The sequence below is a fragment of the Geomicrobium sp. JCM 19038 genome, from assembly GCF_000698125.1.
Taxonomy (GTDB): domain Bacteria; phylum Bacillota; class Bacilli; order Bacillales; family Marinococcaceae; genus Geomicrobium_A.
The window spans coordinates 79,801-93,771 of record NZ_BAXA01000012.1 but is presented as its reverse complement, the minus strand read 5'-3'; the positions used below and the strand labels follow the sequence as shown (position 1 = coordinate 93,771).

Here is a 13,971-nt window from a genome sequence, read left to right as displayed (position 1 = left end):
GCGGCTTCTCGTTAGTTTACGTCCTTATAAACACGACTTCCGACCGCTTTTCTTTGCTTCTGATACTTTCCATCATATGGAGCAGATGCATGTTGGTCCATACGAGCAAAAACGAGTTGAGCAATTCTTCTCCCCGATTTCAAACGGATGGGCAAGCGATTGGCATTGTATAGTTCCAATGTAATCTCACCTTCAAAGCCTGGATCGACCCACCCTGCATTTTGAATAAATAAGCCCATGCGACCAATTGAACTTCGCCCTTCAACAAAAGCTGTTAGATCGTTTGGAAGCTTAATGTATTCTTTCGTCGTCGCAAGTAAAAATGAGTTCGGTGGAACAATCACTTCATCTGCTTCAAACTCTACATACTGCGCAGGTGCGTCTAATGCAATAGACTCGATGGCGTTTTCATCGATCTTCAAATAGTGAGTACCGAGTCGAATATCGACCGATGCCGGCTGGATTTGAGTCTCATCAACCGGATCGATTCGTAGTTCATCTTCGGCCATCATCTTCTTAATAGTTGTGTCAGATAATATCAACGCGTCTTACCTCCTGAAATTACTATCCCAATTATACCTGATCTGCTCGTGAAAAAAAACAAAAATCAGTAGCTAATCGTTAGCTACTGATTGGAGGTTTCACAGCTTCGAAATTACATTCTAGTTCATACCCATGTTCAGAGATCGTATTACCCGATTGATACTTCACAACCCAGTCATTGTATTGACTCGTTAATGTATGAAAAGCATCCTCGTCTTTGTCATCGAGAGCCTTGTCAATGAGCCGTTCAAATCGAGCCTTCGTAAACTCGTATACAGAGTACTCCAACATCATGCGTGCGTAGAGTGATTGTAGCACTTGTCTCGGTGCTCGATATCCTTGACGGATCATTTTCAATTTCTCAAAGAGTTCGTTCTCGTAAGTTGAACCTGCCATTGATGCTCCCTCCCTATTCTCTTCATCATTTTTTAAACGTAGTATGAGACGTTCATCCTTGTCAGTCATTACCCTTATTCCGACAATTTCAAACATTGATCAAGAAAGGTGTGCTGTTATTTTATTTGACTTTTGTTGCTTTCATTCCTGCTTTTTTTGATCAATTTTTTTATTTCCTTTGATTCCCGGTTGTAAATACGAACGTGCATTCGTATACTGAACATACGAGTTGGAAAAGGAGACGATCCTATGCCACTACAAAATGACGACCTCACGCTCATCCATTATGCGATTATCTTACCGCTCGTTAAACGGTCTTTCGAAGAAAATCTGCAGCAAGTGCCCGAAATGTTCCGAGTACATGAACCTTACATCGAATTGATTGATGAAGCTCTTTCCCTTTTACACCTTGACTTACGCCAGCTAAAAAAAGAACAGCATTCTCGTAACTTACGCATTTACCGAATTGATTCTGATGAAACGTTCTCAAGTTACGGATACGTTTGCGGTCGATATGAAGGTCAAAACCGATACGTAAACGCAAACTTGAAGCGACAGACGAGTGAATGCATGAGCTTGTATCTTCATGGCAAACGAGTCGAAGATTTAATGACGAGCCACTGAATACACCGATAACTAGCGTACATGAGCAAGAACAAGAGCAACGAAACGAGTTGTAGTACGAAAATATAATACGGCCAAGGACCGAACCAATCGAACGGAGTAGGGCTTGGCGGCTTCGTCATTAAATACATGTAATTCGCATTAGGAATGATAAGGTTTATAACAAAAACGACTACGGCATACGCATTTAAATATCCCCAAACGATTACCACCGACCGAAGCGTAAGCTCGGTTCGATGAACGACGAGTACGTAATATGCTGCTACGATAACAAGACCGTGCGTCCAAAAGAAATGGAAAAAACGAAAGTGCGGAAATCCAAAATTCCCAATGTCCGGTGTAATCATCGTTAACAGCGCACTGCTCACTCCGGCAAAGAACGTCACTTCAAACCAGCGTCTATGAAGGGTAAGCAACATAATAACAGCCGTAATCCACGTAATACTACTCAAATGCAAGGGCAATGCAAAATGAGCTCCCCACTCACCATTTACGACATACCATGTCTGATACATCACTTCTAAAATGATCAATGTTGCAACCATGCCTAGACGCAAGGAACGATCGACGCCTTTGTTCGTTCGAATTGAACGACGCGCCTTTGTAATGCAACTACAGATGATCAAAAGACCAATCAGTATTGCAACATGCGCTGGTCCAAACCACACGAAATCAGGGTTTGCCCAGAATATTGAAACCAAGACACCAAATCGCCTACCTTTAACTCAGCGAAACTTTATCAGTTTGCTTTTGTTCCACTTCCTTAAACAACTCCGTCATCGTTTTCATTCCGAAACGAATGTCATCATCGGTCGCATGGGTATAATTCAATCGCAACGTGTTGTATTGAGGTGTCCCTGCATAAAACGGTGCACCTGGAACGTACGCAATCCCCCTTGAAACCGCTTCTTGAAGCAATTCCTCTGTGTTAATTTGCGGATCTACTTCCAACCATAAGAACATCCCACCTTCTGGCTCAACAAACGACATCGTTTCAAGTCCAGATGAACGTAGTGAATCAACCATAACGTCTTTGCGATGACCATACAACTTACTAATCGTTTTGATATGCTCATCTAAGTCGAAATTCATACAAAGCTCATACAACGCTTGGTGAGCAAGTGAATTTGAATGAAGATCGTTCGCCTGCTTCGCTTGAGACATCATACGAATGATCTGATAAGGGCCGACAATCCACCCTGTTCGAAGTGCAGGCACGGCCGTCTTAGAGAACGTACTCGTATAGACGACATGTGTTCCATCATCAAGTGCCGCCATTGGCGTATAGCACCTGGTGTGTACTGAATATCGCCATACGGATCATCTTCAAAAATGACGAAATTCTGTCTGTGAGCAAGTCGAACGAGCGCTTCTCTTCGCTCAAAACTCCATACACGGCCAGTCGGATTTGAAAACGTAGGAACGACGTACACAACTTTAGGTCGGTATGCTTTCACTTTTTCTTGCAAATCCTCAAAATCCATTCCGAACTCATCACAACGAATTGGTACGATCTTTGCCTCATAGGATTGAAACACTTGCAACGCAGCTAAATACGTTGGTTCTTCTGTAAAGATGACATCGCCCGGTCCAATCATCACACGAGAAAACAAATCAATCGCTTGTTGTGAGCCTGTCGTGAGTAACACGTGATTTGGTGTAAATTCGCTTATTTGTTTCTTTTTCATCCGTTCAATAATGACCTCTCGTAGTGGATAATACCCTTCTGTTTCTCCGTATTGCATCGCTTTCTTTCCTTTTGATAATGCACGACGAAACGAATCTTCAATCGCCTCTACAGGAAACAACTCATCATCTGGAAGGCCCCCAGCAAATGAAAGAACGTTCCCTTGGTTGACTACTTTCAAAATATCTCGCACCGCAGATGACTGCAAATGACGCACACGTTTTGCAAAGGCATATTTCATGTTCAAACCCGTCTCCTTAGTTGTCTTTTTTCATAGTAGATTGTAAAAGTCCTTTTATTTTAGCTCATTTGACAAAAAAGTCAATGAATTCAAGCAACAATCTCTCCTGCTTTTACGCATACAAGAAGGCCTGGCATCTCACCAGGCCTTCTTTTTATAGAAATTGCAATAGCGTCGTTGCAATCGAAAAGTAAATTGTAATTGAAACGATATCGTTAAATGTCGTAATAAATGGACCAGATGCGATTGCAGGGTCTAATTTGAACTTGTTAATTACAAGCGGAACGATTGATCCAACTACCGCTGCCATCGCTAAGGATACGAGTAATGACACGCCAACAATCCCAGCTAAATAAAGACTATCATCAAAAAAGATCGGAATGATTAATAAAAGTACGATTGCACAACTTAGTCCGATCAATAGACCCGTACCAAATTCACGAACGAGCGCACGCATCAACCCTTTTTTCTCGAAGTTGCCAAGTGCTAGACCACGTACAACAATCGCAAGAGATTGTGTTCCGACGTTACCCGCTGAACCCATGAGCATCGGAATAAACGCAGACAGTAAGACGACTTGCTCGAGCGTTTCTTCAAACGAACCAATGATTCCTGCTGTAATCATTCCAAACAACATGAGAAGAATAATCCAAGGCGAACGCTTTTTAGCTGCCTGAAAAGCAGTAATGTTGACATCCGTCGCACCACGAGTAGCTGAGAACTCGGCCAAATCTTCGGTCGCTTCTTCTTCTAATACATCCATGACATCATCAACGGTTACAATCCCTAACAGTTCCTCACTCGTTGACACGACTGGTACCGCGAGAAAGTCGTACTTCTTAATGAGTTGCGCTACATCTTCTTGATCTTCGTTAACATGCACAGAGACGACGCGGCGACTCATCACTTCACCAATTTTGGCATCAAGTTGCGCAACCATTAAGTCACGAAGGGAAACAACCCCAGTTAATTTCTCTTCTTCATCCACAACATATAAATAATAGATCATTTCCGCATCAGGCGCTTCATTACGGAGTCGATCTAATACCGAATGTACAGTTTCTAACTCATGCAAGTTGACAATTTCCTTTGTCATAATTGCACCAGCGGTTTCTTCTTCGTACGTTAATAATTCTTGTACGTCTTTTGCATCTTCATCGTCCATCGATGTCAAAATGCCTTGACGTTGGTCTTCTTGAAGCTCCCCTAAAAAGTCAGCGACATCATCGGCGTTCATATGATTAAAAACGTCGCCCATCTCTTGGTCTTCCCAGTCATTCACGACGTCTTTTTGTTCTTCAAGTTCAAGCTCTTCGAAGATGTCGGCAAGTTCTGATGGCGTCATCAATTTGTAGAACTTTTCTTTTTGTGCTTGATCCATTTGTTGAAACACTTCAACTTGGTCAACCGGGTGTAGATCTAAGAACTTCAAGCGAAATACCGTCGTTTGTTCTGCTTCAAGTAATTCAAGTAAATAGCGGCTGTAGGCAGCGCGAGTTTCTTCATTTAATTTAACCATCGCTAAACCTCCTAATCAGCCGTACCTTCACGTATAAGGTGAGGGACAGCGATCTTCTTAGTTGTTATCCAATACCTATCTTCATCATCAACACTCTTCATCCTGGGACGCAACGTTCCCTCACCTCCTTTATAAGTTACCAAAACTCGATTCTACTCATACAAAAAAGCCATCTTCTACGAGAAGACGGCTCACCAAAGTTAAGCGTGCACACACGTGCAGCTTTTTCTTATATACGTCTCCGTCGTAGAGCTTTAGCACTGTACGGCATAGGACCATTGCCAGCTACATTAAAAATTACCTTAGCTCGATAATTCCTGTTCACCCATTGGCGTCTTTGGACATTTTTGGGCAGCAGCATATCTCCGTACAGGAGCCTCACCTAACGAGGTTGTTTATGAAATTCATACCGTTTCCGACTATACCTTTGTCTAAGAAAACTGTCAACCATAAATGTAATAAATCTCCTCAACATGAATTGCTTACCCGTTCTCCGCTCATAATAAACCTGATAAGGAGGCGAGCGATGAAACGAAAACGCACGTTAAGCAATGATTTCGAACAAAATGTCGAGACGTTAAGCAAAGAACTACGTGTTGATAAAAACTTCGACCTCGTTCAACACAACTTTCAAATTGGCGACATCAAACTCTGTATGTTTCTCGTTGACGGCTTCGGAAATGATTTAGCAATCATACACACGTTAGAAAACTTATCACGAATCGATAACATCAAGGATAATGTGATGGCGCACCTTGAGCATCGGTTTATTCCCCAATCTGAAATTGAACGTTCAAATGACCTTGATGAAATTCTAACGAATATCCTCGCAGGTCAAAGCGCTTTACTCGTTGAAGGTTACGACGAAGCACTCATGATTGACGCAAGGGAATATCCCATTCGTTCTCCAGAGGAGCCAGATCTTGAGCGTGTTGTCCGAGGGCCACGTGACGGATTTGTGGAAACCCTTGTTTTCAACAGCGCCCTCATTCGAAGACGGTTACGAGACCCTTCGTTAATTATGGAGCATGTGCAAGTTGGAACTCGCTCAAAAACTGACATTGTGATCGGCTATATTAGTTCCGTTGCAGATCCAGAAATTGCCAAGCGCCTAAAAAAGAAATTAAAATCCGTCAATATTGATGGACTCACAATGGGTGAAAAAACCCTTGAAGAATTTCTGTTCAAAGAATCAGTTTCTCCGTATCCACGCGTTCGCTACACAGAGCGACCTGATACGGCAGCCACTCACATGTTAGAAGGCCATGTCATTATCATTACGGATGGCTCTCCAAGCGTCATGATCTTCCCGACAACCTATTGGCATCATATGCAACATGCTGAAGAATACCGCCAAGAACCGATCGTCGGTGCGTTTTTACGCTGGATACGAATTATTGCAGTATTTTTTTCGATCTTTTTATTGCCAGGTTGGTTTCTGCTTGAAGAATATGCAGCTCTTGGACCGACAACGTGGGATTTCATCGGGGTAAGTGATGATTATACGATTCCGATTTTTGTCCAAGTCTTAATTGCTGAATTTGGCTTAGAAGTATTACGTATGGCAGCCATTCATACGCCAAATGCGTTAGCAACAGCACTCGGTCTCGTTGCTGCAATTCTCATTAGTGAAATTGCCATTGAAGTTGGGGTTTTCACGGGAGAAGTTGTTCTCTATACAGCCGTCGTAGCAATGGCAGCTATGCAACGCCAAGTTATGAGATGGGGTTATGTAACCGCATCATTCGTCTCGTCTTAGTACTGAGTGTCGGGTTCTTTGGGCCAATTGGGTTTATGGTTACTTGTATGTTCTTCTTAATCACACTTGTCAAAACGAAAACGCTAAACACGCCTTACATGTGGCCTTTTCTCCCATTTAATGCACGTGCTGCTGCTGACTTCTTATTCCGAATTCCACAGCCATACAAAAACAATCGACCATCCATTGTGAACCCGATGGATAAAAAACGACAATCCTAAACAAAACGAGCTGATCATACAGCTCGTTTTGTTCGTTCATCTATTGTTTCGTTCGATCATATTGCAAATAAGCAACCGTTGTCGCTAAATAATCTTCGAATCCATACTTACCGTCGGCACCGCCAACACCTGACTTTCTCCACCCAGCATGATAACCATGAATGGCTTCATCATGCTCACGATTCACATAAACTTCTCCAAAGTTTAGTTCATTAATCGCTCGCATCATTTCATTGTAGTCATTCGTAAATATTGAAGAAGATAACCCGTACTCCGAGTCATTCGCCCAATCAATCACTTGATCTAGCGTTTCATAGGACGTAATCGGAAGAACAGGACCGAAGATCTCTTCTGTCATAATCTTCATCTCATGCTTCGCATTTGTAATTACCGTCGGTTCAAAGAAGAATCCTTTGCGGTCTGTGACTGCTTGTCCACCGACGACAATCGTTGCGCCTTCTTCTTTCGCTTCTTGAACCGCAGAAACAACATCATCCAATTGATCTTGACTAATGAGTGGTCCCATTTCAACGGACGAATCTTTTAACGGATCACCATACTTCACAGCTTTCATCCGCTCAGCCATTTTCTCATTAAACGTGTCAATCACACTCTCTTGAACGTAGACGCGCTCAGCGTTCGTACATACTTGACCCGTATTCACGATTCTAGATTGCACAATATGCTCAACCGCTTCATCGATGTCCGCATTTTGCGTTACGATGACAGGAGCTTTACCACCTAATTCAAGGTTCACTTTCTTTACGTTGGTAGCTGCGGCTTCCATCACTTTAGAACCTGCTGGAAAGCTCCCGGTCATCGTAACTAGACTCACCTTCTCATGAGCTGCAATTGCATTACCGACCTCTGAACCTGAGCCTGGCACGAGTTGAAACAACCCTGGCGCTAAACCTAATTCATGTACGAGTTCTGCAAATTTGTAAGCAGTTAGTGGCGTTTCTGTACTCGGTTTGATAACAACTGAACAGCCTGCTACAAGAGGCGGAATAACCTTTCTTAGCATTACAAACACCGGGAAGTTCCAAGGAACAATGCCACCTACAACACCGATCGGCTTCTTCAAAACGAGAAGCATCTCGTTTTCTCGTTCACTAGGTAGCGTGTCACCTTCCATACGTAATCCAAAGCCTGCCATATAGTGACAATACTGTATGGACTTGTCGATCTCACCTCGTGCATAAGCCATCGTTTTCCCTTGTTCTTGCACGAGCAAACGAATCCATTCTTCTTTATCTCGTTCAATCGCCTCGCCGATTTTCCTTGCAACTTCCGCACGCGTAGCGCCTGACTCTTTTGCCCATTTCTTTTGCGCGGTAAAGGCACCATCGACCGCTCGATCAACATCCTCTTTCGTTCCTTTCGGCACTTCACCAATGACTTCTTCTGTTGCCGGGTTTAAAACCGTGATTATTTCATTTGATGTACTTTCTACCCAATCGCCATTTATATATAGTTTATTCATGATTTGCCACTTCCTTTCATGCCGTTCTTTTTCCCGATAGAAGAAACTTTTACACATCAAATGTGGAAATGCTATAGTTAACCTAGCACGTTAGAAATGAGGATGCATGTAACCATGAATGAACTACAAAAGCTACATAGCACAAAACGCTTTACGATTGTCCTCTTGTTGATTACATCGCTTTTCGCTTTACTCACAGCGATTGTTGGCATCTATGAGTACACATCACTTCAATCTCTTCCTTCAGAAAATAGTGCGGAATCGATCCCTCACGATTTGAGAGAAACACTCGGACAAATGACTTTATTTGTCATTTTTCCTCGACTCGTATTATTTCTCATAACAGCGGTCGTTTTTTTACGTTGGACATACTTAGTATTTAGTGCAGCGAAGAAGAACCTTGAAGACGGTGAAGTGAACAACGCCGGTTGGATCGTTACTTTTTTCATTATCCCGTTCATGAACTTCTTCTTGCCACTGCTTGCGTTTCTCGATGTTTCAAAGAAAATGGCAATTAAGCAACTCGGAGAAAAAGATAAGAAACAGAATTCTCTCATTATCTTTTGGTGGGTATTTTTCCTCTTCTCTATGTTGATGACGATGTCAAGTGGGTTCTTCACCGTCGAGAATGCAACGATTAGCATGATTCAAAATGATGCACTCACAACAAGCTTGTCTGAGTTCACCTTGTTTATTGCAGGAATCTTAGCCATCTTTGTTGTTCGCAACTTAACGAACCAACAATCTAATCGTACGTAGGGGGAATTTACAATGAAACACGTGATCATTACTGGCGCATCAAAAGGACTCGGTTTTGCACTTGCAAAACAATACGTTGAAGAAGGTGCTGTCGTCCATACGCTCTCTCGCTCTGAAGTCTCACTTGAAGACGTGAATGCTCACCAAGTTGACATCAGTCAGTTAGATCAATTAGAACACGTTATGACGACGATTTTTGATCAACTCCAAGGCAACGTTACAGAGCTTTTACTCATTAACAATGCAGGGGTCGTTGAACCTGTCGGTCGCGTCGGTTCTCTACAAAATGAAGAGATCGCGAGCCATTTCACCGTGAATTTAACAGCACCTGTTATTTTGGCGAACCTGTTCGTGAAACTTAGTGAATCCTATTTAGTACCAAAAACTGTCCTCAATATCAGCTCTGGTGCTGGAAGAAGTCCTATGGACGGCTGGAATGTTTATTGTAGCGGGAAGTCTGGTCTGGATATGTTCACGAAAACAGCTGCGGTTGAACAAGAAGAAGCCACAAACCCGATTCGTTTCTATTCCTTAGCACCGGGAATTATTGATACGAATATGCAATCAACGATTCGCAATGCAGATCAAAGTCGTTTTAAACATGTTGATAAATTTAAGGCATATAAAGAAGATGGTAATCTTGTAAAACCTGAAGTTGTGAGTGACCGCATCATCCATGGTGTTCTAAAAGACACCCATGAAAATGGTGCATTGCTAAGCATCCGTGATTACCTATAAAAATAAAAAGATTGAGCTAGGCACGTAATGCCTGCTCAATCTTTTTTATTTTTACGTTCTCGTCGTATAAGGAAATATAACGTAATCGCAGCAAGAATCATTGCCCCGACCATCGATGAGATATTTGCAACAATATAAGGAATCGTACCATCTTCTTCATTATTTCCTTGCGCTGTAAATTCGGTCAGTTCGTTTGCATAAGCGTCAAACGAAGGAAGTAGTAGAAACAATATAGCTGCACTACTTACTAAAATAAATACTTGTTTCAACGTATGGCACCCCTGTTCGTGGAATCTCTTCTCATTTTAAACGCAAATCATTGCTTCCAGATGCTGAAATTATGAATGTGTGATGACAAAGTGCAACTTTGCTCCCTCGATTTCTTCATTGCAATAAGAATGACTACGATCACCATCAAAACGAATGCTATCATACGTTTCCAGTTGATACGTTCGATCTTCTACTTTAATTGTAATCCGCCCAGCTAGTACCGTTACGCATTCAACGACGCCTTCGCGGTGAGGTTCTGATTGATACACGCTATTTGCTTTGATATAGCCTTGGTAAACTTCGGTGTTTTTCGTTTGGAACAAAAGCTCTGCTGTAAAATCTTCGTGCACACTTGATAGCGTAAACGATCCACCTCGTTTCACAACTTCTCCTTCTTCTTGTTCTTGCAATAAGCTAGCAATCGGTAACTGTAAGGCATTTGCAATCTTCCAAACGACTGCAAGCGTTGGATTACCTTCGCCTTTTTCTATTTTTAATAGCGTTAATTTACTAATGCCTATTTCTTTTGCCATCATTTCCATACTTACTTTACGTGAGGTTCTAACTTTTCGAATCGATTCGCCGAGTTTTCTTGATAAATGTTCTGCTCGCTGATCGTCCATTGTCTACTCCAACCTAAGATTTATAGTTTTATGTTCGATTTTCAGTATACCATAATGCTTAAGTTATATTATAATTAATCAAAAGTATATTATAATATATAAGGAGGGTATTTTTTGACGTCTTACTTTCGATATGGCATCATCATCGCTTTACCTTTAGCACTCGCCATTGCAACCTATGGGGTGTCTTACGGTGTACTTGCGATTGGAGCTGGGATGAGTTACTTTGAAACAATTCTCATGTCGATCCTCGTATTTTCAGGCTCCGTACAGCTCGTTGCTGTTGCTATGATAGCTTCTGGCGCACCGTTTATGAACCTAGTGATTGCAACATCGCTTTTGAATTTACGGAATCTTCTATATGGCGCAGCTTTCTGATGGATTTCACCAACTCAAACGTTCGACTCGCTTTCTTTATGCATTTGGGATTAATGATGAGTCGTTCGTACTTAGCACAAGTAAATTTAAAGAGATTGGTCCTGCTCCACGCTTTTTCCTCGGAGCAGCAATTACGTTTTATGTGAGCTGGCTTTTATCATCGATCGTTGGTGCAAGTCTAGGAAATGTCATTGATCCCGTCGCTTATGGATTAGATTTAGCTTTCCCTGTAACATTTGCCGCATTGCTCGTGCAATCGATAACCAATTATCCGGCTTTTGCAACAATGGTGCTTGCGGCTTTACTCACCATTAGTCTCGAAGCACTATTTCCAACGAATCAATTCACAATTATAATTGTAGGAATTGTCGCACCTTTTCTTGGACTATTCCTTTCTAGGAAAGGACGATAACTTGACGATGAATGATACGATTCTACTCATAATTACACTCGCAATCATTACTTACTTGTCGCGGCTCATCGGACTGGAAGTTATGACTAAGATTCATGTTACCCCTGCTATTAAAACGTATTTACAATTCGTCCCAATCAGCATCATCACAGCTCTTGTTGTTATACAGATTATGACTCCTGAAGGAGGCTTAACATATGTCTCCATTCCAATTACAGTCGCAGCAATCTCAAGTGGAGTTACGATGTTCTTCTCTAAATCCTTACCTTTCGCCTTAATCATTGGGATGGTCTGTGGAATTGTTACTCGAATGCTCGTATAACCCTAGTGCACATAGCTGTGCACTAGTTGTCTTCTGCTTTTCCTTGCTTTTTCAGGTGATACCCTAATACACCGTTGTAAATCGCATGTGCAATAATCGGTGCGAGTAATGAAGACGTCCAATAAAACAGAAATGCAAGCCACAGACCCATAATAAAGATTGTCAGATGCATCAACGGTTTCCCTCGATATTGAGGAACATGTACAGCCATGAATAACAGTGCGTTTAACGTTAACACGAGCCACACTGGCCACACGTCAATCACTAATCCAACGAGCACACCTCGAAACAAGAACTCTTCAGCAAATCCCGCTCCTAAACTGATCGTCAAAAGTCCCCCTGGCATTCGGACGATCTGTTCGAGCAATTCGGTCATCTCGTTTTTCGGTAACTCGGTACCTGTTAGCACCATCACCCCTGTTACAAGTAACGCCATCAAAAGCCCACTGACTAATCCGATCACTAACGCTAGTATAATTCCGAAGTCTGATGTGTCGAACAAGTCAAGTACAAACGGTAACACTTCTCCAAAACGAAAAACAATAATAAGAATAAAACCAACCAGAACCATGAGACCGAAGCCTTGCCAGACTGCGAATAATAACTTCCTATCAATCGACTCATTCATTGTGATCCCTCTTTTTGTAGGTTCCTTATACACGCGTATAAATTAATAAAAGCTGCCCCTTCACTAAGAGGCAGCTGGGTCAATCATTCCCATGAAATTCTCGACATGCTCTTGACTCATTCCGCCTTCACGCTTAAGAATCACTTCCCCATGCTCATCAATGAGAAATGTTGCAGGCAATACCCCTACACCATAAGCGTTAAGTACGTCACGATTACTATCCTTTAGTATTGGAAAGTTTAAGCTATGTCGATTGGCAAAACGGTCGATTTGAAGTTCACTCTCACCAACGTTTACCGCTAAAATTTCAACGTCTTTGTCTTTATAATTTTGCCATTCTGCTTCCATGTAAGGCATTTCGTCTTCACATGGCGGGCAATATGTTCCCCAGAAATTTAAGAAAACACCCTGACCTTCATAATCAGCCAGTTCAACCACTTCTCCTTCCATATTAACGAGAGAGAAGTTTGGAGCGTCGTCTCCTTCATTTACAATGCTTGCTTCGGCCATAAAGAAGTTCGTAACAAACACATAGCCGACTGCAGCGACAATGGAAAACAAAATGGCCGCGCGCATAAACAACCTGCGACGTTTTCGCTTTATACGGTCTTGTTTCTCCATAATCCACCTCAATCTTTCAAAGTCTTATTCATCGTTTAGCATCTCATATTTCATGGATTGTAATCAAGCCTTCACACTTACTGTAACAATTTCGCCTACAATTTGGTAACCACTCTGCACACTTATTCGTGTGCTGAAGAGCTATCCGCCTTCTTAAATGTTTAGTATACTACAAAGAAAAGGGTGAAAATCATTATGTCAGAAGCATTACTCGTCATCGATTATACGATGGACTTTGTTGCTGATCACGGCAAGTTGACGTGTGGGAAACCGGGACAACAAATTGAACCTGCAATGCGCTCACTAATTGAGCAATTCTCCACTAAGAAACAACTCGTCATTTACGCTGTCGATTTGCATGAAGAAAATGATCCGTATCATCCCGAAACGAAACTGTTTCCTCCTCATAATATTAAAGGAACAGACGGACGACAACTATACGGCTCGCTTCAACAACAATATGAACAGATCAAAACACATTCACCTGTCCTCTATCTGGACAAGACGAGGTATAGTGCTTTTGCTGGAACCGACCTAGACATGCAACTACGTGCAAGAAACATAACAACCGTTCACCTTACGGGCGTATGCACCGATATTTGTGTTCTTCACACTGCCGTTGATGCGTACAATTTAGGTTATCAAATCGTCGTACATGAAAAAGCTGTACAAAGCTTTAGTAGCGAAGGACATACTTTTGCACTGAATCACTTTAAAAACAGCCTAGGTGCTACTATCTTGTAAAGA

At 42.0% G+C, this 13,971-nt stretch carries 14 protein-coding genes, 3 pseudogenes and 1 riboswitch; of the genes and pseudogenes, 7 read left to right on the top strand and 10 right to left on the bottom strand.

Annotated features, from left to right (window positions below):
- Positions 1 to 11 precede the first annotated feature (11 nt).
- Together dcd and JCM19038_RS14865 are read right to left on the bottom strand one after the other, a co-directional pair.
- Positions 12 to 542 (bottom strand): dCTP deaminase, encoded by a 531-nt coding sequence (gene dcd / locus JCM19038_RS14870; RefSeq protein WP_042419507.1) that lies wholly within the window; start codon positions 540 to 542, stop codon positions 12 to 14.
- A 79-nt stretch (positions 543 to 621) separates the two neighbouring features.
- The gene (locus JCM19038_RS14865) at positions 622 to 939 is read right to left on the bottom strand and encodes an IDEAL domain-containing protein (RefSeq protein WP_052361736.1); all 318 of its coding nucleotides are present in this window, start codon (positions 937 to 939) and stop codon (positions 622 to 624) included.
- A gap of 249 nt (positions 940 to 1,188) precedes the next feature.
- On the opposite strand from JCM19038_RS14865, the gene JCM19038_RS14860 reads away from it, so the two are divergent.
- Positions 1,189 to 1,563: a hypothetical protein gene (locus tag JCM19038_RS14860; RefSeq protein ID WP_042419504.1), complete on the top strand. Its 375-nt coding sequence runs from the start codon at positions 1,189 to 1,191 to the stop codon at positions 1,561 to 1,563.
- Here the strand turns inward: JCM19038_RS14860 and JCM19038_RS14855 are convergent.
- The 3 genes and pseudogenes from JCM19038_RS14855 to mgtE form a co-directional block, all read right to left on the bottom strand.
- Positions 1,524 to 2,264 (bottom strand): TIGR02206 family membrane protein, encoded by a 741-nt coding sequence (locus JCM19038_RS14855; protein WP_042419502.1) that lies wholly within the window; start codon positions 2,262 to 2,264, stop codon positions 1,524 to 1,526. The genes JCM19038_RS14860 and JCM19038_RS14855 overlap by 40 nt on opposite strands.
- Positions 2,265 to 2,283: 19 nt before the next feature.
- Positions 2,284 to 3,491: pseudogene (locus tag JCM19038_RS14850) on the bottom strand (PLP-dependent aminotransferase family protein).
- Positions 3,492 to 3,645: 154 nt separating this feature from the next.
- Complete coding sequence (gene mgtE / locus JCM19038_RS14845) at positions 3,646 to 5,010, bottom strand: magnesium transporter (RefSeq protein WP_042419499.1); 1,365 nt, start codon at positions 5,008 to 5,010, stop codon at positions 3,646 to 3,648.
- A gap of 232 nt (positions 5,011 to 5,242) precedes the next feature.
- Positions 5,243 to 5,407, bottom strand: a riboswitch (M-box (ykoK) riboswitch).
- On the opposite strand from mgtE, the pseudogene JCM19038_RS14840 reads away from it, so the two are divergent.
- Positions 5,408 to 6,990 (top strand): annotated as a pseudogene (locus JCM19038_RS14840) (spore germination protein). It begins immediately after the preceding riboswitch.
- A 40-nt stretch (positions 6,991 to 7,030) separates the two neighbouring features.
- On the opposite strand, the gene aldA reads toward JCM19038_RS14840, so the two are convergent.
- Complete coding sequence (gene aldA / locus JCM19038_RS14835) at positions 7,031 to 8,473, bottom strand: aldehyde dehydrogenase (protein WP_042419496.1); 1,443 nt, start codon at positions 8,471 to 8,473, stop codon at positions 7,031 to 7,033.
- 114 nt (positions 8,474 to 8,587) lie between these two features.
- On the opposite strand from aldA, the gene JCM19038_RS14830 reads away from it, so the two are divergent.
- Positions 8,588 to 9,232, top strand: a complete 645-nt coding sequence (locus JCM19038_RS14830) for a DUF4328 domain-containing protein (protein ID WP_042419493.1) — start codon at positions 8,588 to 8,590, stop codon at positions 9,230 to 9,232.
- A gap of 12 nt (positions 9,233 to 9,244) precedes the next feature.
- Positions 9,245 to 9,970, top strand: a complete 726-nt coding sequence (locus JCM19038_RS14825) for a (S)-benzoin forming benzil reductase (RefSeq protein ID WP_042419491.1) — start codon at positions 9,245 to 9,247, stop codon at positions 9,968 to 9,970.
- A gap of 35 nt (positions 9,971 to 10,005) precedes the next feature.
- Here the strand turns inward: JCM19038_RS14825 and JCM19038_RS14820 are convergent, their stop codons facing one another.
- Together JCM19038_RS14820 and JCM19038_RS14815 are read right to left on the bottom strand one after the other, a co-directional pair.
- The gene (locus JCM19038_RS14820) at positions 10,006 to 10,239 is read right to left on the bottom strand and encodes a hypothetical protein (protein ID WP_042419488.1); all 234 of its coding nucleotides are present in this window, start codon (positions 10,237 to 10,239) and stop codon (positions 10,006 to 10,008) included.
- Positions 10,240 to 10,308: 69 nt separating this feature from the next.
- On the bottom strand, positions 10,309 to 10,863 hold the full coding sequence (locus tag JCM19038_RS14815; RefSeq protein WP_042419485.1) for a helix-turn-helix domain-containing protein: 555 nt from the start codon (positions 10,861 to 10,863) through the stop codon (positions 10,309 to 10,311).
- Positions 10,864 to 11,046: 183 nt separating this feature from the next.
- On the opposite strand from JCM19038_RS14815, the pseudogene JCM19038_RS14810 reads away from it, so the two are divergent.
- Both JCM19038_RS14810 and JCM19038_RS14805 read left to right on the top strand, forming a co-directional pair.
- Positions 11,047 to 11,653, top strand: a pseudogene (locus JCM19038_RS14810) (AzlC family ABC transporter permease).
- Positions 11,654 to 11,660: 7 nt separating this feature from the next.
- Positions 11,661 to 11,975 (top strand): AzlD domain-containing protein, encoded by a 315-nt coding sequence (locus tag JCM19038_RS14805; protein WP_152549469.1) that lies wholly within the window; start codon positions 11,661 to 11,663, stop codon positions 11,973 to 11,975.
- Positions 11,976 to 11,997: 22 nt separating this feature from the next.
- Here JCM19038_RS14805 and JCM19038_RS14800 read toward each other — a convergent pair whose 3' ends face one another.
- Together JCM19038_RS14800 and resA are read right to left on the bottom strand one after the other, a co-directional pair.
- Positions 11,998 to 12,603, bottom strand: coding sequence for a CPBP family intramembrane glutamic endopeptidase (locus JCM19038_RS14800; protein WP_042419480.1), 606 nt, complete (start codon positions 12,601 to 12,603; stop codon positions 11,998 to 12,000).
- Positions 12,604 to 12,666: 63 nt separating this feature from the next.
- On the bottom strand, positions 12,667 to 13,224 hold the full coding sequence (gene resA / locus JCM19038_RS14795) for a thiol-disulfide oxidoreductase ResA (protein WP_042419478.1): 558 nt from the start codon (positions 13,222 to 13,224) through the stop codon (positions 12,667 to 12,669).
- Positions 13,225 to 13,419: 195 nt separating this feature from the next.
- On the opposite strand from resA, the gene JCM19038_RS14790 reads away from it, so the two are divergent.
- Positions 13,420 to 13,968 carry a cysteine hydrolase family protein gene (locus JCM19038_RS14790; RefSeq protein WP_042419476.1) on the top strand — a complete coding sequence of 183 codons (549 nt, stop codon included), beginning with the start codon at positions 13,420 to 13,422 and terminating at the stop codon, positions 13,966 to 13,968.
- Positions 13,969 to 13,971: the final 3 nt, after the last annotated feature.

What these genes read in the sequence shown, in the direction of transcription:
- JCM19038_RS14800 (WP_042419480.1), bottom strand. Translation starts at nt 12,603, where the DNA reads ATGAATGAGTCGATTGATAGGAAGTTATTATTCGCAGTCTGGCAAGGC.
- aldA (WP_042419496.1), bottom strand. Translation starts at nt 8,473, where the DNA reads ATGAATAAACTATATATAAATGGCGATTGGGTAGAAAGTACATCAAAT.
- mgtE (WP_042419499.1), bottom strand. Translation starts at nt 5,010, where the DNA reads ATGGTTAAATTAAATGAAGAAACTCGCGCTGCCTACAGCCGCTATTTA.
- JCM19038_RS14830 (WP_042419493.1), top strand. Translation starts at nt 8,588, where the DNA reads ATGAATGAACTACAAAAGCTACATAGCACAAAACGCTTTACGATTGTC.
- JCM19038_RS14865 (WP_052361736.1), bottom strand. Translation starts at nt 939, where the DNA reads ATGGCAGGTTCAACTTACGAGAACGAACTCTTTGAGAAATTGAAAATG.
- JCM19038_RS14825 (WP_042419491.1), top strand. Translation starts at nt 9,245, where the DNA reads ATGAAACACGTGATCATTACTGGCGCATCAAAAGGACTCGGTTTTGCA.
- JCM19038_RS14815 (WP_042419485.1), bottom strand. Translation starts at nt 10,863, where the DNA reads ATGGACGATCAGCGAGCAGAACATTTATCAAGAAAACTCGGCGAATCG.
- JCM19038_RS14805 (WP_152549469.1), top strand. Translation starts at nt 11,661, where the DNA reads ATGAATGATACGATTCTACTCATAATTACACTCGCAATCATTACTTAC.
- JCM19038_RS14790 (WP_042419476.1), top strand. Translation starts at nt 13,420, where the DNA reads ATGTCAGAAGCATTACTCGTCATCGATTATACGATGGACTTTGTTGCT.
- resA (WP_042419478.1), bottom strand. Translation starts at nt 13,224, where the DNA reads ATGGAGAAACAAGACCGTATAAAGCGAAAACGTCGCAGGTTGTTTATG.
- JCM19038_RS14860 (WP_042419504.1), top strand. Translation starts at nt 1,189, where the DNA reads ATGCCACTACAAAATGACGACCTCACGCTCATCCATTATGCGATTATC.